This window comes from Microbacterium maritypicum (assembly GCF_041529975.1).
Taxonomy (GTDB): domain Bacteria; phylum Actinomycetota; class Actinomycetes; order Actinomycetales; family Microbacteriaceae; genus Microbacterium.
This window is the reverse complement of the sequence record NZ_CP168030.1, coordinates 324,701-343,100: the sequence shown is the minus strand read 5'-3', so window position 1 is coordinate 343,100 and position 18,400 is coordinate 324,701. Positions and strand designations below refer to the sequence as shown.

Below are 18,400 nucleotides of genomic sequence, written 5' to 3'. Positions count from 1 at the left end.
AGGGAGGGCGGCGCTCCCGATCTCAGTCCGAGCGCTCGACCAGGCGCGCGCCGAGGAGCGCGGCACCGGTGAGAGCCGCATCGATCCCGAGCTGCGCCGGGACCACGCGAGCCGCCGAGGGTCCGGGCATCGCGGCCGCGCGATAGGCCCGCCGCACCTCGGCCAGATAGGTCTCACCGATCTCGGCGACCCCGCCGCCGACGACGATCACCTCGACGTCGAGGGCCGCATTGGCGCTCGCGAGGGCGCGCCCGAGATGGTGCGCACCGTCGCGGATCACCCGTTCCGCCCGGGCGTCTCCGCGCAGAGCCGCCGCATGCACCTCGCGCAGCGGGAGGTGCGCCCCGGTCTCCTCGAAGAACGTCTGCTCCAGAGCGGGGCCGGAGGCCACGGCCTCCACGTGGCCGAAGCCACCGCAGGGGCAGCGGCGCTCGGCGAGGTTCGGGGCCAGCGAGATCTCCATGTGTCCGATCGACCCCGCGGTGCCGGTGATGCCGCGACGCAGTCCGTCCGCGAGAACGACGGCGCCCCCGATCCCGGTGCCGACCGCGACCATCAGCATCGCGTCCGCGCCCGCTCCGGCGCCCCGTTCGGCCTCGGCCACCGCGGCGGCATGCACGTCGTTGACCACCGCGACCGGGGCGCCGACCGCATCTGCGAGGGCACTCCGCAGCGGGAATCCGACCCAGCCGCTGATCGCATCCGTGGCCGAGGTGATCGTGCCGTCCGGCCCGACCACACCCGCGGTGCCGACTCCGACCGCCTCCACCGGATCGCCACCGCGCACCGCGCGCACGGCATCCGCCACCGCCTGCACGATGGCCGGACCACCCGCGCGAGACGGTGTCGCGAGGGTGCGCACCTCGGTGGCCCTCTCGAGCCGATCGCCGTCGCGCGCGAACCCGGCGACCGCGATCTTCGTGCCGCCGATGTCGACGCCGATGATCATGCCGGGCTCCGCACCGCCGGCGTCACCGCGACGAAGCGCCGGGTGATCGCGATCGGGTCGGTGATCGCCCCGCCGACCACCACGGCGAGTGCGCCGGCATCGAACGCCTGGCGCACCTGCTCGGTCGTCTGGTACCGCCCCTCGGCGATGGTGGGGATGCCGGCGGCGACGAGATCCGCGACCAGCTGCAGATCCGGCCCCTCGCCCCGCGCCGAGTGCGGCGTGTATCCCGAGAGGGTCGTACCGACCACGGCCGCTCCGGCCTCCCGGGCGCGCATCCCCTCGTCGAGGGTGGAGACGTCGGCCATCACCGGACGCCCGGTCGCCTCCGCGATCTCGCGCAGCAGGTCGAACCTGTCGCCCAGCTGCTCCACGGTGGCATCCACCGCGATGATGTCGGCTCCCGCCTCCGCGAGGCCGAGCGCCAGCGCGACGTCGGGGGTGATCACGTTCCGGACCCCGTTGTGCACCTTGTGCAGGCCGATGATCGGAGCATCCGTCGCCGCCCGCATCCGGCGGATGTCGTCGGGGCCGTTCAGGCGCAGGCCGCTGGCGCCTCCGAGCAGCGCGGATTCGGCGAGCGCGGCGATCACCTCCGTGTCGCGCACCGGGCTTCCCGACTGCGCCTGCACCGAGGCGATCAGGCGTCCGGTGAGGAGTTCGAGGGGGTCGTGGATCATTTGAGAGCTCCTGCGCTGGCGCCACCGATGAAGAACTTCTGACCGATCAGGAAGATCACCACGGCCGGAAGGGTGAACATGACGCAGGCGGCCATCAGCGGCCCCCAGGCCACGTCGTTCTCACCGAAGAAGGCGTACAGACCGATCGAAAGCGTATAGGTGGACTCGTCGTTCAGATAGATGAGCGGGTTGAGGAAGTCGGTCCACGCCCACACGAACTGGAAGATCGCCGCCGTCACGATGGCGGGCCGCGCCAACGGCAGCACGATCGTCGCGTAGGTGCGGAACTCGGAGGCGCCGTCCAGGCGGGCGGCCTCGATCAGCTCGTCCGGCACCGCGAGCAGGAACTGCCGGATCATGAAGATGAAGAACGGCGTGCCGAGGAACGCGGGGACGATCAGCGGCAGATACGTGTTGGTCGCCTCGAGCCCGTTCCACACCAGGAACAGGGGGATGAGGGTCACCTGCGGCGGGAGCATCATGGTGGCCAGCACCAGGATGAGCAGTGGGCGGGAGCCGCGCCAGCGCACCTTGGCCAGCGCATAGGCCACGAGCGGGCACGAGATGACCGTGCCGAGGATGCTCATCCCCGACACGAACAGGGTGTTCCCGAGATAGCGCCACACCGGGATCTGCTCGAACGCCTCGGCGAAGTTGTCCATCGTCCAGTCGGTCGGCAGCAGCGACGGCGGCGAGGAGAACACGTCGCCCGGCGTCTTGAACGCGGTCGACAGCATCACGAGCAGCGGAAAAAGGAACAGCAGCGCGAGCAGCGCGACCGAGACCTGCTGCCGGACACGGCGCATCGTCCGGCGTACCCGCCGGGGACGCTTGCGGATGACGGCGACGTCAGCGTGTGCCATCGTGCACCCACTTCCTCGAGGTCGCGAGCACGATCAGGCTCACGACCAGCGTGATGATGAACAAAGTCCAGGCCATGGCCGACGCGTAGCCCATCTTCAGGAACACGAACGCGTTCTGATACAGGTACATCGCGTACGACAGCATCGACTGTCCCGGCCCGGAGCCGGCCTGGTTCAGCCGTTCCTGGGAGAGGATGTACGGCTGCGTGAAGATCTGCAGGAATCCGATGATGCTCACGATCACCTGGAACAGGGTCACCGGCGAGACGGTGGGCCAGGTCACACTGGTGAAGCGGCGCCACATGCCCGCGCCATCCAGTTCGGCCGCCTCGTACAGCTCCTTCGGGACCTCCTGGAGGGCGGCGAGGTAGATGATCATGGTGCCGCCGACGGTCCACAGCGACATCAGGATGATGGCGGGCTTGGTCCATTCGGGCTCCTGCAACCAGGCCGGTCCCTCGATGCCGAACCAGGACAGGAAGTAGTTCACGAAGCCGTACTGGGCGTTGAGCAGCCAGCGCCACAGGTAGCCGCCGACGACGACGGGGACGATCGAGGGCAGGTAGACGAGTGCGCGGTAGAGCGGTTGGCCCCGCACCGGGGTGTTCAGCAGGTGCGCACCCGCGAGGGCGATGCCGATCGCGAGCGGAACGCCGAAGACGGTGAGGACGGCGGTGTTCGCGAGCGACTTCCAGAAGACGCCGTCGTTGAACATCTGCACGTAGTTCGCCAACCCCACCCACTCCGGGGACTGGAACAGGTTGAAGTCGGTGAAGCTGTAGTACGCGGACGCGGCGATCGGGTAGGCGAAGAGGAACAGGAACCCGACGATGAACGGCGACGCGAACGCGAGGCCGATCAGGGTCGACCGGCGGGTGCGACGCCGCCGCGGGGCACGCCCGCCGGGCCCGGCAGGAGCAATCTCCTGCCGGACCCGGCGTGCTGTTGCAGTGGTCACGGAGCCTCGATCACTTCGTGGAGTAGTTGGCCATGCGCTCCTCGACCGTCGCGATCGCCTCTTCGGGGGTCGCCGTGAGACGGACGACCTCATCGAAGGCGGTGGCGAGGTCGGTGGCGTACTCGGCGCTGTACGGAAGGCTCGCGAGCGCCTTCGCGTTCGGAGAGGATGCAGCATCGGCCCACACGCCGAAGTCCTGCAGGCTGTCGAAGGCGGAGCTGCCGGCGAGCGACGTACGTCCGGGCAGGTTGCCGAGTGCGACGGCGAACTTCTCCATCGGCTCCTCGCTGACGAGGTAGGCGAGGAACGTGGCCGCTTCCTCCTTGTGCTTCGAGTTCGCGGGGATGAAGAGCGTGCTGGCGGTCACCTGCGTGCTGTTCTCGAGCTCGGGCGAGGCGGCCGGGATCGCCGTGACACCCCACTCGAAGTCCGGGGCGATCTTGGCCGCGGAGGCCGAGCGCCATTCACCGTCGATGATCATCGCGACCTTGCCGCTGAAGAACGGGTCCTGCGCCGAGAGGTACTCTCCCTGGCCCGAGACGAAGGTCGCCATGGCCTGGGCGCCGACCGGCTCGATCACGTTGTCCTGGTACCACTGCAGGGCTTCGAGGTTGCCGTCTTCGGCGGGGGTGGGGCCGTCTTCGCCGTCCCAGCTGCCGCCGAACGCGTAGCCGAGGGTGGTCAGGGTCGTGCTGTCGTTGGCCGAACCGAGGCCGAGCTGCGTGATCTTCCCGGATCCGTCGACCACGGTGAGCTTCTCGATCGCGGCCGCGAGCTCGTCCATGGTGGTCGGCGGGGTGACGCCGGCTTCCTCCAGCAGCTGCGTGTTGTAGAGCAGCTGGAAGCTGTGGGTGGCGATCGGCAGCGAGTAGATCTTGCCGTCGTAGGTCATCTGCTCCATGGCGCTGGGGATGAAGTCGTCGATCTCGATGCCCTCGGCCGCGATCGCGTCGTCCAGAGGGGCGAGGATGCCCTTCGAGGCCCAGGCGCCGACCGTGTTGCCGAAGTTGTCGGAGATGTCGAACGATCCGTTCGATGACGACATCGAGGTCAACTGCTTCTGGGTGTCGGGGCTGGAGACGCCCTTGACCACGATCTCGTCCTGGCTGCCGTTGAAGTCGGCGATGATCTCTTCGAGCGCCTTCGCCTCTTCACCGCCCCAGAGGTACGAGAACGTGATCTCGGTCGGGCCGTCGGCGTCGCCGCCTCCCGCACCGCATCCGGTGAGGGCGACGACCGTGGCTGTGGTCAGGGCACCGGCGATCAGGGCGCGCCGGCGCATGTGCTGCTTCGTGTGCATGGGAGTTCTCCGCTCATCATTGACCTTACAAAAGGATTGGAATAGACCAATTCGGAACCGCTGAGAACAGACATTGACACATCCAGGGGTGATCGTCAAGATTGGGTTAGTCCAAATGGGCAGACCGGAGGGGTGGCATGTCGTCGATCGAAGGCGTGACGAAGCACGAGCGGGTGCGACGGCATCTGGAAGAGGTCATCCAGCAGGGGCTCGCCCCGCACGAGAAGCTGCCGACCGAGCGCGACCTCGCCGAGTCGCTCGAGGTGAACCGGCAGACCGTGCGGCGTGCCCTCGACGAGCTGGAGCGCGACGGCCTGGTCTACCGCCTGCAGGGGGCCGGCACGTTCGTGAGCGCCTCCCGCATCAGCAAGACCTTCGAGCTCACCTCGTTCTCGGAAGACATGCACACGCGCAACATGCGTCCCGGTTCGCTGTCGGTCGACGTCGGCACCGCATCCGCGGGGCAGACCGCCGGGTACGCGCTGAACCTCAGCCCGCAGTCACCCGTCGTCCGCATCCGCCGGGTGCGCACCGCCGACGACATCCCGATCTGCCTCGAGGTCTGCTCGATCGCCGCCGACGCAGTGCCGGGCCTCGAAGACGGCATCGTCGGAGACTCGCTGTACGAGGATCTGCGCTCGCGGTTCGGCATCTCCGCGGTCCGCGCCGACCAGGAGATCCATGCGGTCGTGCTCGACGAGGAGCAGGCCGACGCGCTGCAGACGCCGCCGTTCTCGCCCGCCTTCCTGGTCAAGCGCACCACCTACGACGCGCGCAGCCGCCCGATCGAGTACGCCGAATCGGTGTACCGGGGCGACCGCTACTCGTACCTGGTCTCGATCTCGCGCCCCTGACCCCCGTTTCCGAATCGCCACCCGAACTCCCCGAAGTCCCCTGACGAAAGGCACTCCCCCGTGTCCGACACGACTCTGCGCCCGCGCATCGCTCTGCTCCCGCTCGACGACCGGCCGGTGAACGTGCGGCTTCCCGGCGACGTCGCCGCGGTGGCCGGAGTGATCCTCGACGTGCCACCGGCCGAGATCCTGCCCTCATACCGTGTCGCCGGAGACGCGACCGCGCTCGGCGCCTGGCTGCTCGACCGCGTCGCCGACCCGGCCACGGTTCATGTGGTGGTGTCGGTCGACATGCTGCTCTACGGCGGGCTGATCGCCAGCCGCACGAGCGCCGACACGACGCGCGAGGTGCTGGAGCGGCTCGACGTGCTGCGCGAGGTGCGCCGCCGTCGGCCGGAGCTGCCGATCTCGGCCGTCTCGCTCGTGACGCGGGCGAGCAACTCGTACTCGGCCGCCGAGGAGCCGGAGTACTGGCGGGAACACGGCAAGGAGATCCATGCGCTCGGCGGCGACGCGCACCGGCTGCTCGACGAGGCCGACGTGCTTCCCCTGTCGGAGCTGACCCCGGTGCCGGCCGAGATCGTGTCCGACTACTCGGCGCGGCGGCTGCGCAATCACATCATGAACCTGTCGACGCTCGCGCTCGTCGAGGATGCGACGCTCGACTTCCTGGCGATCACCGCCGATGACACCGCGCCGTTCGCCGCGGGCAGCGCCGAACAGGTGTGGCTGCGGCACTGGATGCGGATGCTGCCGTCGGGCCGCGATGTGCTGATGTACCCGGGTGCCGACGAGGTGGGCGCGGCGCTGGTCGCCAGGGCGCTGGCCGCGAACGCCGGCGTGACCGCCTCGTTCTCGGTCGCGTGCGCCGATGCCGAGGGCATGACCCGCATCCCGCCGTACGAGAACATGTCGCTCGCGGCATCCGCGAGTCGGCAGATCCGCGCGGCCGGGGCCGTGGAGGTCTCCGAAGGCGGCGACGTGACCCTGGTGCTGCACGCGCCCGATCCTGACCGGCACGACATGTTCCGCGGCCGGCCGGATCAGGTGGACGAGGATGCCGTGGCCGGCACGGTCGCGTTGATCCGGGAGCGGCTGGACGCGGGCGAGCACGTGGCCCTCGCGGACGTCCGCTACCCGAACGGCGCCGACGAGGCGCTCGTGCGGGCGCTCGCCGAGGCGGGGCTGCTCGGGCGCCTCGAGGCGTTCGGCGGGTGGAACACGGCCGGCAACACGCTCGGCAGCGTGGTCGCGGTCGCGGCAGCCGGAGTGGTCGGCCGGGCGACGGACACGTTCGATGCCCGCGCCGCCCGCATCGCCCTGCTCACGCGACTGCTCGACGACTTCGCGTACCAGGCGGTCGTGCGCACCGACTCCGGGCCCGCGCTGTTCCCCGACGTCTACCCGATGGCCGACGACGGCCGGGTCGCGACGGCGGAGCGGGTCATCCGCGAGGAGTTGACGGCGCTGCTGGAGTCGACGCTCCCCGCGGAGGACGTGCGCATCCAGGAACTGACCCTGCCGTGGCGGCGATCGTTCGAGATCGGGCTCGTACTGAGCTAGCCCGGCGCGTCATGCGGCGCGATCCTTCGGCAGTTTCAGGATCTCGGCAGGGTCAGGATCTCGGCCGCGTCAGGATCTCGGCCCCGTCCGCGGTGATCGCGATCGTGTGCTCGGTGTGCGCGGTGCGGCATCCGGTCGCGCTCCGCAGAGTCCAGCCGTCGTCGTCGGTGCGCAGCACGTCGGTGTCGGCCATGACCCAGGGCTCGAGCGCGAGCAGGAGTCCGGGGGGCAGCGTGTAGCCGCGGCCCGGCCGCCCGTCGTTCGCGATGTGCGGATCCTGGTGCATGGTCGAGCCGATGCCGTGGCCGCCGAATTCGAGGTTGATCGGGTAGCCGGCGTCGTGCAGGACTGTGCCGATCGCGTGCGAAAGGTCACCGATGCGGGCCCCGGGTCGAGCGGCGGCGATGCCCGCGGCGAGCGCCCGCTCGGTCGCCTCGATCATCGCGAGGTCTTCCACCGCCGGGGTGCCGCCGACCACGAAGCTGATGGCCGCGTCGGCCGAGATGCCGCGCAGGGTCACGGCCAGGTCGAGCGTGAGCAGGTCTCCCGGCCGAAGGGCGTAGTCGTGGGGCATGCCGTGCAGCACGGCGTCGTTCACGGCCGTGCACAGGTAGTGGCCGAACGGGCCGCTGCCGAACGAGGGGGCGTAGTCGACGTAGCAGGATTCGGCACCGGCATCCTCGATCAGCCGCTTCGCCCACCGGTCGAGGTCGAGCAGATTCACACCGACCGCGGCGCGGGCTTTCAACGCCTGCAGGATGTCGCCGACGAGCGCGCCGGTCGCCCGTGCCCGCGCGAGCTCGTCGGCGTTCAGGATCTCGATCATGGGTCCTCTTCCGTCGTGACCAATAACTATCCCGGTAATACTATCCCGGTATTAGTATGGGCATCATGATGGTCCGGATGCCGCTCACCCCCGCCGAGGTCGAGCGCGGCGAGCGCCTCGGCGCCCTGCTGCGGCGCGCGCGGGGGGAACGGTCGATGCTGAGCGTCGCACTGGACGCCGGCATCTCCCCCGAGACCCTGCGCAAGATCGAGTCCGGCCGCGTGGCCACCCCCGCCTTCTCGACGATCGCGGCGATCGCCGACGTGCTCGAGATCTCGCTGGATGCGGTGTGGGACGAGGTCGGTTCCCGCACGGCCGAGACCACGGCACGACGCATCGCCTCCTGAATTCGAGGAGTCTCTCGCCCCGCTCTGCCTGCGCGCCGTGCGAACTTCTGCACACGCCCGGCCGAAACGCAAGCCTGGTGACCCCCACAGGAAGGCGTGTTTAGCTCGAGGAACAGTCGACGTGGGGGAGACGTTTTGTCGCAGAGCATTCAGCCGGAGAGCAGCAGCAGCGGGCACAGCATCCGCGTGAGCGTGGTGGTTCCGGTGTTCCGGCCGGGCGCATCGTTCGATGACCTCATCGCATCGCTCGATCGTCAGACCCTCGACCCCGCCGCGTTCGAGGTGCTGCTGTGCGACGACGGCTCGGGAGAGCCGACCGGTGAAAGCCTGGCCGCCATCGCGCGCACGCGTCCGAACGTGCGGGTGCTGTCGCTGGAGCACTCCGGATGGCCGGGCATGCCGCGCAACCACGGTGTCGACGCCGCCCGAGGGAAGTACGTGCAGTTCGTCGATCAGGACGACTACCTGTTCGACGGGGCTCTCGAGAAGCTGTGCGACTACGCGGATGCGAACGCGTCCGACGTCGTCGTCGGCAAGGAGGTGGGGATCGGCCGCCCGCTGCCGAGTCGCATCTTCCGCCGCGACATCGCCCGGGCGGTCCTCGGCACGGATCCCCTGCTCGAGATGCTCACGCCGCACAAGATGTTCCGCACGGCGTTCCTGCGGGCGAACGGCATCCGCTTCCCGGAGGGGCGCGTGCGCCTGGAGGATCACCTGTTCGTCATGCAGGCGTACTTCGCCGCGTCGACGATCTCGATCCTCGCGAGTGAGCCCTGCTACGCGTGGGTGAAGCAGCCGGGCAGCGCGAGCTCCGCCCGGATCGAGCCGGAGAGCTACTTCCCGCACTTGGAGACCGTGCTCGACATCGTCGAGGCGCACACCGAGCCGGGACGACTGCGCGACCGACTCCTGCGGCATTGGTTCCGCGGCAAGATCCTGAAGCGCATCGCCGGGCCGCGCATGGTCAAGTATCCGGAGGAGTATCGCGACCGTCTGCTGGATGTCGTGGTCCCGCTGACGCAGCGACGGTTCGGGCCGGGCGTGGATGCCGGCCTCGGGGTCGCGCACCGGATCCGCGCGGCGCTGCTGCGTGCCGATCGCCGCGACGATCTGCTGCGCCTGGCGGAGTTCGAGTCGGGCGTACAGTGCCGCGCCACCGTGACCGCCGCGCGCTGGTCGCGGGGCGGCGGGCTGCACCTCACCCTTCGCGTCGACATCACGCACGACGGGAAGGATGCGCTGGTCTTCGAAACGGTGGAGCTGGAGACCCCCTCCGGCGCGAAGACTTCCGGCGGGGATCCGTCGCGCGTCAAGAAATCGACCCGGCTGACCTCGTTGCCGCTGTCGTCGCTCGAGGGGCTGCCGACCAACCTCCTGGTCGCGGATCGCGAGTTGCGCAACGATCGCGTCGACGTCCTGCTCCGCGACGAGTCGGGCACGGAGCGCATCCTGTCCGGCCGTCGACCCCGCGATCTCTCGAAGGTCGCCCTCTCGATCGATCCCGTGCGCTCGTTCGACCGGACGGACGATTCCCGAGGCGGCCCCCTCAGCGTCAAGGTTCGCCGGGCGGGATGGGCGTTCGACGTGCCCCTCGAAGCCGATCCCGCGGTGCTCGCCCGCGCCGGTCGCTCGCCGATCCTGGCCGGGCGCACGTGCACGCTCACGGTGGGTGACGGCGGCGCGGTGGAGTTGCATCGGGAGTGGCCGGGCGGAAGCTTCAAGGATGCTGCGGGGCGGACGGTTCGCCGCATCCGCCGTCTCGTCCGGCGGCACTGACGGCTCCCCCGCTCGCCCCATCCACTTGCCCGATCGAACGAATAACGATAGATTCCTGTTGTTCTTCGATGAAAGGGGGCGGCCATGGGGAAGACGACGATCGTCATATTGCGCGTCGTGATCGCGGTTGCACTGCTGGGGTCACTGGCGGTGCAGGTGCTTATCGTGCCGCTGCTGTGGCTCGACCTGGCGAACGAGGAGCTGTGGGGTCGGATCGCGCTGGTGTCGATCGTGGTGCTGGGCGTCGGCACGCTGCAGGTGTTCGGGGTGTGCGTGTGGATGCTGCTGACGAAGGTGCGACGCGGGTCGATCTTCTCCGAGTCATCGTTCCGGTACGTGAACGTGATCATCGGGGCGATCCTCGTGGCGGCCCTGCTGACCTGGGTGCTGGCCGCCCTGCTGGCGCCGGGTTCGATGGCGCCGGGCGTCGTGGCGTTGATCGGTGGGGCCGGGGTCGTGCTCGCCGGGATGGCGCTGCTCGTCGTCGTCATGAAGGCGCTGCTGCGGCAGGCGATCGACCGTGAGGTCGAGGCGCGAGCGCTGCGCGCCGAGCTCGACGACGAGGTGATCTGATGCCGGTCGTGGTCGACATCGATGTGATGATGGCGCGGCGCAAGATGAGCGTCGGCGAACTGGCTGAGCGGATCGGCATCACGCCGACCAACCTCGCCGTCTTGAAGAACGGCCGCGCGAAGGCGGTGCGCTTCACGACGCTGGACGCGCTCTGCGCGGTCCTGGAGTGCCAGCCAGGCGATCTGCTGCGCTGGGAGCCCGACGCGGGTTGACGCACTTCGCATCGGTGGCGTTGAGCGAAAACGGAGACGCATCGCGCTACACGCGGCGCGCCGCGGACCGACACGCCGTCGGATGCCGTGAGCGTCTCCGTTTCGGCCGTCAGCGCCCCGCGAGCAGCTCCCCCAGCCGCGCCGCTTCCCCCTCCGGCATCCCGTACCCGTGCTCGACCGCGGGATACGAGCCGCCGCGCACCTCCGTCGCATAGGCCTCGACACCCGCGACCGCGGCCGCCCGCAACTCCGCGTAGCGCTTGACGAACTTGGCCGCGCCGCCGCCGTAGAGCCCGAGCAGGTCATGGAACACGAGCACCTGCCCGTCGGCATCCGCTCCGGCTCCGATCCCGATCACGGGGATGTCGAGCAGAGGCACGAGTGCGGCGGTGACCTCCGACGGCACCGCCTCGACCACGAGCATCGAGCACCCCGCCGCCTGCAGGGCGAGGGCGTCGTCGATCACGGCGAGCGCCGCCTCGGCCGTGCGGCCCTGTGCGCGGTAGCCGCCGAGCGCCGTGGCCGTCTGCGGAGTGAGCCCGACGTGTCCGACCACCGGGATACCCGCCTGCACGAGAGCCCGCGCCCGATCGACGGTCGTGCCGCCGCGCTCGATCTTCACCAGGTCGCAGCCGGCTTCCTTGATGAAGCGCTGCGCGGTGGCGATCGCGAGCTCGTCCGAGGCCTCGTATGACCCGAACGGCAGGTCGCCGACCAGCAGCGGAACGGTCAGCCCGCGGCGCACGGCCTTCGTCAGCATCAGCATCTCGTCGACCGTGACCGGCACGGTGCTGTCGTAGCCGAGCACGGTCATCGCGGCGGAATCCCCCACGAGCACGATGTCGACGCCGGCAGCCTCGACGATCTGCGCACTCGGGTGGTCGTAGGCGGTGACCATGACGATCGGCTCGCCGGCATCCTTCTTGGCAGCCAGCGAGGCGAGCGTGACGCGCTTGCGCGGGGCGGCGTGGGCATTCATGCGCGAGCCTCCGTCAACAGTCGGTCGACGGCGCCATCGACCTGGATGATCGCGTTGTCCCGGTCGACGTGCACCACCACCGGCTCGTAGCTCTCGAGGTCTTCACGCGAGTAGTCGGCGTAGGAGATGACGATGATCGTGTCGCCCGTGTGCACGAGGCGGGCCGCAGCCCCGTTGACCTGGATGACGCCTGATCCGCGCTCACCGGTCAGCGTGTACGTCTCGAAGCGAGCGCCATTATCGACGTCGACGACCTGCACCTGCTCGTGCGGAAGGATGTCGGCGGCCTCGAGCAGGAGGGGGTCGATCGTGATCGAGCCCACGTAGTGCAGATCGCTGGCGGTGACGGTCGCGCGGTGGATCTTCGACTTCAGCATCGTGCGTCGCATCAGGCGTCGCCCTTCGGTTCGGTGGCCTGCGGTCCGACGGCACCCGGATCAGCGGCATCCGGGTCGGCGGCATCCGAATCGGGGGCGGACAGCACATGGTTGTCGATCAGCCGGGCGGCCCCCACATGCGCGGCGACCGCGAGCAGCGCGTCCCGCTCGACGCGGACGACCGGCTGCAGGGTCTCAGCATCGCGGAGCTCCAGATACTCCGGCGAGATTCCGGCGGCATCGAGCACATGATGGGCTGCGGCCACGAGCGAAGAGCCCTCGCGCTCCCCCGCCGCGAACGCCGCGGCCGCCGCATCCAGCGCCCGGTTCAGCGCGGTCGCCTGCAGCCGCGCGGCGTCGTCGAGGTAGACATTGCGCGAGCTCATGGCGAGTCCGTCGGCCTCTCGCACGATCGGGCACGCGACGATCCGCACGTCGAGGTCGAGATCGCGCACGACGCGGCGGACGACGAGCACCTGCTGCGCATCCTTCTGCCCGAAGTACGCGGCATCCGGCCGGACGATCCCGAACAGCTTCGTGACGACCGTGGCGACGCCGTCGAAGTGGTGCGCTCCGCGGCTCGCGCCGTCGAGCACGTCGGTGAGGCCGGCGACGTGGATGTTCGTCGCGAACCCGTCGGGGTAGATCTCGGATGCGGCGGGAGCGAAGAGGATGTCGACGCCCTCGGCCTCGGCGAGCGCGGCGTCGCGGGCCTCATCGCGCGGGTAGGAGCTGAGATCTTCGTTCGCGCCGAACTGGGTCGGGTTGACGAAGAGCGAGACGACGACGAGGTCGGATGCCGCGCGCGCGGCCCGCATGAGGGAGAGGTGTCCGTCGTGGAACGCGCCCATCGTGGGGACGAGGCCGACCGTGCGGTTCTCGAGCCGAGCCTCGCGGACGGCCGCGCGCACCTCGGGGATCGCGCGGAGGACTCTCATGCGGAAGGCTCCTTCGGGGCGGCGGTCGCTTCGCCGGACAGCTCCTTCGGCTCACCGGTCACCTGTCGGGAGAAGGGACGGATGTCGGGCGGATCGGCGGCGTTTCTCCCTGCATCCGTACTTCCTCCCGACATCCGTACCGGGTCGTCGGCGCGAGAGGCGATCGCCTGAGTCGCGGCGGCGAGGGCGTCGAACAGTTCCTGAAGGTCGAGCTCTCCGGCGGCCGACCTCTGCCGGGCGACCGTCTCCCCGTCGCCGCGGGCGATCGGTCCGGTGAGGGCTTCCTGCGCGCCGGCATCCGTCCAGTTCTCGACCGTCTGCCGGACGAGCGGGGCGAAGAGTTCGCGAGCTTCGCCCGAGAGGATGCCGGCGGCCGCGGCGAGCTGCTCCGCCGCATCGAGCACCGTGAGCACGAAGTTCGAGGCGAACGAGGCGGCCGCGTGATAAGCCGGGCGGTCGGCGTCGGCAACGGCGAACGGCCGCGCCCCGAGCGCGCGGGCCAGCTGTTCGGCGACCGCGCGGGCGTCGTCGGTGCGGCCGTCGACTGCGGCGCCGATGCCGTGGAACACGTCGGGCGTCTCTGCTCCGGTGAAGGTCTGCAGGGGGTGGAGGCTGAAGTCGACGTCGTCGAGCGAGGTGGCACCCGAGACGTGACCGACGAGCCGCACGTGCGGTCGAGCGACGAACGCGACGGCCGGGATGGCGGAGTCCGGAACGCAGAGCAGGGCGATGTCGGCGTTCGGCATCGACTGATCGCGGCGGAGGGGGCCGAGGACGTCGAACCCCGCCCTGCGCAGGGAGCGCGCGAGCACGCGTCCGAGACGACCGGCGCCGACGATGGCGATGGTCGTTCCTGGCGCGAGGGTGGTGGGGGTCTGCATGTCGATTCTCCGGCCCAATGGGGCGGTCCGGATGCCAGAAGTATCCGCCCATCGCGGCATCCGCTCCAAATCTGGGAGCAGAATGACAATTCGATTGCGGTGTTTACTTGTCATTCTCGGGATGATCTGCCGCTACGACGTGGCACATCGCTCTCGCGCCAATACGGGTGGGCCCGCGCAGCGCATCGTAAGACGCACTCCGCGGACCCGTTCCTCAGCGGCCTCAGTCGCGACGCCAGACCGCGACGATCCCGGCCCCGATGACCGCGAGCCCTGCCGCCGCGAGGAACAGCCAGGAGAATCCGCCGGTGAGCGCCTCGGCAGACGACGCCCCCTCTGCCGACAGCGCTGCCGTGCGCAGACCGGCGACCGTGCCGAGCACAGCCAGTCCGATCGCGCCGCCGATCTGCTGGCTGGTGTTGACGAGTCCGCCGGCGAGTCCGGCCTCTGCCCCTCCGACGCCGTCGACCGCGAGCTGCGTGGTCGCGACGACCCCGCCGCCGAGTCCGATCCCGATCAGGAGGGTGGGGCCGAGCAGGTGCGTGAGGAACGCGGCATCCGCCGGGGATGCGGCGAGCCAGAGGAGCCCCGCGGCCAGGACGAGCAGCGCCCCGATCAGCACCGGCCGCGTGCCGACGCGGGCGATCACGGCGGGCACACCGCCGGCGACGATCACGAGCACGCCGGCGAGGGGCAGCTGCGTGAGGCCTGCGGTGAGGGCGTCGTATCCGAGCACGGCCTGCATGTACACCGAGAGGGCGAAGAAGAGCGCGACCATGGTGGCGCCGCCGAGCAGCATGACGATGTTGCCGAGGGCGAGGTTGCGGTTGCGGAACACGCGGAGCGGGACGAGGGGCTCGGCAGCGCGGCGCTCGATCGCCACGAAGGCGACGCCGAGGATCAGCGCGAGGGCGAGCAGGCCCAGCGGGAGCGGGTGCACGAAGCCGACCTGCTCGACTGCGCTGAGAGCGCCGACGAGGGCGACCAGTGCGGCGGTGACGGTCACGGCGCCGGCGGCATCCAGGCGCCCGGGGGTTCGGATGCCGTCACGGGTGATGAGCAGCGGGATGGCGATGAGCACGAGCGCACCGACCGGCACGTTCACGAAGAACACCGACTGCCAGCCGAGGGTCGCCGTGAGCACTCCGCCGAGCAGTACCCCCGCGGCCGATCCGATGCCGGCGACGGCTCCCCACACACCCAGCGCCTTGGTGCGCTCGGCGTCGTCCGGGAACAGCTGGGTCAGCAGCGCGAGGGCGGCGGGGGCGAGGAGCGCAGCCGAGACGCCCTGCAGGGCGCGGGCGGCGAGGAGCATCTCGCTCGACACCGAGAGCCCGGCGAGGGCGGATGCCGCCACGAATCCGGCCGTTCCGATCAGGAACACGCGGCGGTGTCCGTAGCGGTCGGCGAGGCGTCCGCCGAGGAGGAGCAGTCCGCCGAACGCGAGCACATAGGCGGTGATGACCCAGGCGAGGGCGGCGGTGTCCATGCCGAGCTGCCGGCCGAGGACGGGGAGGGCGATGTTCACGATCGAGGCGTCGAGCACCACGAGGAACTGCGCGAGCGCGAGGATGCTGAGGGCGAGCCAGCGGCGCGTGCTGCGCGGTGCGGCGAGCGTCGGGAGGGAGGTGAGGGTGGTCATGACGTGCTCCTGTTCTGGTTTCTTGTCCGTGCTGTTTCGAGGTCGGTTGGATGAGTGACTACTCACTCACTCTTGCGGGCATGAAGAAGGGCTGACGCCCCGGGGTGGATCAGTCGGGGTGTGTGATCCCCTTGGTCAACAGGGCGACCCAGTCCCCCGGACGTCCGTCGAGCTGCGTGGTGACGATCAAGTGGCACAGCTGCCCGTAGGCGATGAAGCGCTGCACGTCGTCGTCGCTCGCCCGCGAGCGGGTCTTCGCGAACGTCGTGACACGTTCGAGCCCTGCGCGCAGCGCCTCCCCGATCGCGGGGATCTCGGCGACCGACTGCGCGTGCACCTGCAGCATCAGCAGCTTCCGGTCGGAGATGAGGTGCGCGTAGGCGTCGCCCATCGCGTCGAGCACGCCTTCGGGTGAGGTGTCGGCGGCAGCATCCGCCCCTTCTTCGAGGGCGGAGACGATCGCGTCGAAGCACGCCTCGAGCGCCACGACGAACAGCGCCTCCTTGCCGGAGTACAGCTTGAAGACGTAGGCCGGGGAGATCTTGGCCTCGCGCGCCACGTCGGCGACGGTCGTGCCGTGATAGCCGCTGCGCGCGAACGCCGCCAGAGCCGCCGCGGCCACGACAGGCCGGCGAGCGTCGGCCGTGGAGAGGATGGAACTGCGGGCGCTGGACATATGAGTGACTGTACACTCACTCTGCCGAGAGTCGCAAGGGGGAGCAGGAAGTTCGGCGTGTACGGCCCCGGGGAAGTCGGGCACGGAACACGGGGGGCCGGATGCCGCCAGGAGGGCGGTCGCCGCCGTGCCCGCCTCGTCCGCCACACACCTGTCGGACCGATGCACACCTGTCGGACCGATGCACGGCGTGTCATCCGACATCCGTGCATCCTCCCGACATCCGCACCAGACCCGACCCCCGACTCCGCCCTGCCCAGCCCGACCCCCGTCCAGCCCGACCCCCGTCCAGCCCGACCCCGTCGCTGCGGCCTGCTCCCACACACCTGTCGGACCGATGCACACCTGTCGGACCGATGCACGGCGTGTCATCCGACAGCCGCGCATCCTCCCGACATCCGCACCAGATCCGACATCCGTGCATCCTCCCGACATCCGTACCAGACCCGACATCCGCACCAGACCCCCACCCCGACATCACGGCACGACGATGACCTTGCCGGCGACCGGCCCGGCAGCCGCCTCGGCGTGCAGAGCCGGAAGCTCGACCAACGGGATGCGCCGCGTGACCTCGAGGTGCAGCTCACTCGAGTCGACGAGCCCGACGAGCTCCGCCAGTCGTGCAGAGTCGCTGCGGACGAACACGACGACCGAGCGCACGTTGCGGTCGACGTCGTCGGGCGCCGGCATCCAGGCGGTCGTGCTCACGACGACGCCTCCATCTCGAACCAGTGCCACCAGGTTGGTGAACTCCTCCGGCTCGATCGGGGCGAGGTTGAGGAGCATGTCGACCGGCTCGGAGACCGCATCGAGCACCGACGTGACGGTGTGGTCGATGATCTCGTGCGCACCGGCGGCTCGCACCGCGTCCGCGCTCCGCGGGCTCGCGGTCGCGATGACGTGCGCTCCCGCTCGGGCGGCCAGGGCGATCGCGTACTTCCCGACGACTCCCCCGGCGCCGACGATGAGCACCCGCTGGTCCGCCTGCAGGTCGCCGTCGTCGAAGAGTGCCTGCCGTGCGGCGAGCGCGACCGAAGGGAATGCGGCGGCGTCGGCGAGCGGAACACTCGTCGGGGCCGACACCAGGGCATCCGCCGGCGCGATCGCGTACTCCGCCGCGCCGCCGTCTTCGCCCATCGGCAGGAAGCCGATCACGGGGTCGCCGATCGCGAAGCCCGTGACACCCTCGCCGACGGCATCCACCGTTCCGGAGACGTCGTAGCCGGGAATGTGCGGCAGCGTCAGCGGGATCGGTAGGAAGCCCGCCCGCATGCCGTTGTCCGCCGCACTGAATGCCGAGGCGGCGACGCGCAGCCGCACCTGACCGGCGCCGGGGTTCGGCTGCTCGACCTCGCCGTACTGCAGGACTTCGGGGCCGCCCACTTCGTGGAACCGTACTGCCTTCATGATGTTTCCTCTCATCGGATGCTTCGAATTCGAAGCATAAGGCGACCGTAGCACTGCTTCGAATTCGAAGCAACACGTATACTGGACAGATGAGCCCCTCTCCTCCCCAGCTCTCGCCGAAAGAGCTCTCGGCATACTTCGCGTTCACCGAGGTGAGCAGTCTGCTGCGGCACTCGGTCGAGAAGCAGTTGAAGGATGCCGGGCAGCTCAGCTACGTGCAGTTCCAGCTGCTCGCGCGGCTCGGAGACGCTCCGGGCGGTAGCCAGCGCATGACCGACCTCGCCGACGGGGTGGTCTACAGCCGGAGCGGACTGACCTATCAGGTGCAGCTGCTCGAGCAGCGCGGTCTGGTCACGCGCGCTCCCTCACCGGAAGACGAGCGGAGCACGATCGCCACGATCACCGACGACGGGCGCGGCGTGCTCGCGACGGTCTTCCCGGGTCACATCGCGACGGTCAAGGACCTGCTGTTCGACTCACTCACGGCCGACGATATCGAAGGCCTCGAGCGCGTGCTCACGCAGGTCAGTGCGCATCTGCGGGCGAACCCGCCGCGGTCAGCGGGGAGCCGGAAGAAGAGCTGAGCCGACGGATCTCGC

The 18,400-nt window shown here is 69.7% G+C and carries 20 protein-coding genes; 7 read left to right on the top strand and 13 right to left on the bottom strand.

Translation table 11 applies throughout. From position 1 onward, the window contains the following. Positions 1-22 precede the first annotated feature (22 nt). Genes ACCO44_RS01650 through ACCO44_RS01630 form a run of 5 tightly spaced genes read right to left on the bottom strand, consistent with a single transcriptional unit; the run spans position 23 to position 4,750 of the window. The gene (locus tag ACCO44_RS01650) at positions 23-949 is read right to left on the bottom strand and encodes an ROK family protein (RefSeq protein ID WP_372468019.1); all 927 of its coding nucleotides are present in this window, start codon (positions 947-949) and stop codon (positions 23-25) included. Then, positions 946-1,629 (bottom strand): N-acetylmannosamine-6-phosphate 2-epimerase, encoded by a 684-nt coding sequence (locus ACCO44_RS01645; protein WP_029264016.1) that lies wholly within the window; start codon positions 1,627-1,629, stop codon positions 946-948. Before ACCO44_RS01645 ends, ACCO44_RS01650 begins: the two co-directional genes overlap by 4 nt. Beyond that, positions 1,626-2,492 carry a carbohydrate ABC transporter permease gene (locus ACCO44_RS01640; RefSeq protein ID WP_051662473.1) on the bottom strand — a complete coding sequence of 289 codons (867 nt, stop codon included), beginning with the start codon at positions 2,490-2,492 and terminating at the stop codon, positions 1,626-1,628. The genes ACCO44_RS01645 and ACCO44_RS01640 overlap by 4 nt, the downstream gene beginning before the upstream one ends. After that, positions 2,479-3,450, bottom strand: coding sequence for a carbohydrate ABC transporter permease (locus ACCO44_RS01635; RefSeq protein ID WP_372468017.1), 972 nt, complete (start codon positions 3,448-3,450; stop codon positions 2,479-2,481). The genes ACCO44_RS01640 and ACCO44_RS01635 overlap by 14 nt, the downstream gene beginning before the upstream one ends. Before the next feature lie 10 nt (positions 3,451-3,460). Beyond that, on the bottom strand, positions 3,461-4,750 hold the full coding sequence (locus tag ACCO44_RS01630) for an ABC transporter substrate-binding protein (protein WP_372468015.1): 1,290 nt from the start codon (positions 4,748-4,750) through the stop codon (positions 3,461-3,463). Between the two features lie 137 nt (positions 4,751-4,887). Between ACCO44_RS01630 and ACCO44_RS01625 the strand changes: the two genes are divergently transcribed. Both ACCO44_RS01625 and ACCO44_RS01620 read left to right on the top strand, forming a co-directional pair. After that, positions 4,888-5,604, top strand: coding sequence for a GntR family transcriptional regulator (locus ACCO44_RS01625; RefSeq protein WP_029273885.1), 717 nt, complete (start codon positions 4,888-4,890; stop codon positions 5,602-5,604). 60 nt (positions 5,605-5,664) lie between these two features. Further along, positions 5,665-7,167, top strand: coding sequence for a DUF4127 family protein (locus ACCO44_RS01620; protein WP_372468012.1), 1,503 nt, complete (start codon positions 5,665-5,667; stop codon positions 7,165-7,167). A gap of 52 nt (positions 7,168-7,219) precedes the next feature. On the opposite strand, the gene map is transcribed toward ACCO44_RS01620, so the two are convergent. Continuing rightward, positions 7,220-7,993, bottom strand: a complete 774-nt coding sequence (gene map / locus ACCO44_RS01615; protein ID WP_372468010.1) for a type I methionyl aminopeptidase — start codon at positions 7,991-7,993, stop codon at positions 7,220-7,222. Between the two features lie 68 nt (positions 7,994-8,061). Here map and ACCO44_RS01610 point away from each other — a divergent pair, with 68 nt between their 5' ends. The 4 genes from ACCO44_RS01610 (at position 8,062) to ACCO44_RS01595 (ending at position 10,901) form a co-directional block, all read left to right on the top strand. Continuing rightward, on the top strand, positions 8,062-8,340 hold the full coding sequence (locus ACCO44_RS01610) for a helix-turn-helix domain-containing protein (protein WP_372469435.1): 279 nt from the start codon (positions 8,062-8,064) through the stop codon (positions 8,338-8,340). Positions 8,341-8,475: 135 nt separating this feature from the next. Then, positions 8,476-10,116 (top strand): glycosyltransferase family 2 protein, encoded by a 1,641-nt coding sequence (locus tag ACCO44_RS01605; RefSeq protein ID WP_372468009.1) that lies wholly within the window; start codon positions 8,476-8,478, stop codon positions 10,114-10,116. Between the two features lie 84 nt (positions 10,117-10,200). Beyond that, positions 10,201-10,689, top strand: coding sequence for a DUF2975 domain-containing protein (locus ACCO44_RS01600; RefSeq protein ID WP_372468008.1), 489 nt, complete (start codon positions 10,201-10,203; stop codon positions 10,687-10,689). Continuing rightward, a complete protein-coding gene (locus ACCO44_RS01595; protein ID WP_029264006.1) occupies positions 10,689-10,901 on the top strand; it encodes a helix-turn-helix transcriptional regulator in 213 nt (70 codons plus the stop codon). Before ACCO44_RS01600 ends, ACCO44_RS01595 begins: the two co-directional genes overlap by 1 nt. Positions 10,902-11,010: 109 nt before the next feature. On the opposite strand, the gene panB is transcribed toward ACCO44_RS01595, so the two are convergent. The 7 genes from panB to ACCO44_RS01560 form a co-directional block, all read right to left on the bottom strand. Further along, on the bottom strand, positions 11,011-11,880 hold the full coding sequence (gene panB / locus ACCO44_RS01590) for a 3-methyl-2-oxobutanoate hydroxymethyltransferase (RefSeq protein ID WP_372468005.1): 870 nt from the start codon (positions 11,878-11,880) through the stop codon (positions 11,011-11,013). Next, positions 11,877-12,269: an aspartate 1-decarboxylase gene (gene panD / locus ACCO44_RS01585; RefSeq protein WP_029264004.1), complete on the bottom strand. Its 393-nt coding sequence runs from the start codon at positions 12,267-12,269 to the stop codon at positions 11,877-11,879. The genes panB and panD overlap by 4 nt, the downstream gene beginning before the upstream one ends. After that, on the bottom strand, positions 12,269-13,195 hold the full coding sequence (panC, locus tag ACCO44_RS01580; RefSeq protein WP_372468003.1) for a pantoate--beta-alanine ligase: 927 nt from the start codon (positions 13,193-13,195) through the stop codon (positions 12,269-12,271). Before panC ends, panD begins: the two co-directional genes overlap by 1 nt. Continuing rightward, on the bottom strand, positions 13,192-14,076 hold the full coding sequence (locus ACCO44_RS01575; RefSeq protein WP_372468002.1) for a DUF2520 domain-containing protein: 885 nt from the start codon (positions 14,074-14,076) through the stop codon (positions 13,192-13,194). Before ACCO44_RS01575 ends, panC begins: the two co-directional genes overlap by 4 nt. A 223-nt stretch (positions 14,077-14,299) precedes the next feature. Next, positions 14,300-15,718 carry an MFS transporter gene (locus ACCO44_RS01570; protein ID WP_372468000.1) on the bottom strand — a complete coding sequence of 473 codons (1,419 nt, stop codon included), beginning with the start codon at positions 15,716-15,718 and terminating at the stop codon, positions 14,300-14,302. 109 nt (positions 15,719-15,827) lie between these two features. Beyond that, positions 15,828-16,394 carry a TetR/AcrR family transcriptional regulator gene (locus tag ACCO44_RS01565; RefSeq protein ID WP_372467998.1) on the bottom strand — a complete coding sequence of 189 codons (567 nt, stop codon included), beginning with the start codon at positions 16,392-16,394 and terminating at the stop codon, positions 15,828-15,830. A 477-nt stretch (positions 16,395-16,871) separates the two neighbouring features. After that, a complete protein-coding gene (locus ACCO44_RS01560; RefSeq protein ID WP_372467996.1) occupies positions 16,872-17,801 on the bottom strand; it encodes an NADP-dependent oxidoreductase in 930 nt (309 codons plus the stop codon). A gap of 89 nt (positions 17,802-17,890) precedes the next feature. On the opposite strand from ACCO44_RS01560, the gene ACCO44_RS01555 reads away from it, so the two are divergent. Beyond that, positions 17,891-18,385 carry a MarR family winged helix-turn-helix transcriptional regulator gene (locus ACCO44_RS01555; protein WP_372467994.1) on the top strand — a complete coding sequence of 165 codons (495 nt, stop codon included), beginning with the start codon at positions 17,891-17,893 and terminating at the stop codon, positions 18,383-18,385. The last annotated feature ends 15 nt before the right edge of the window (positions 18,386-18,400 follow it).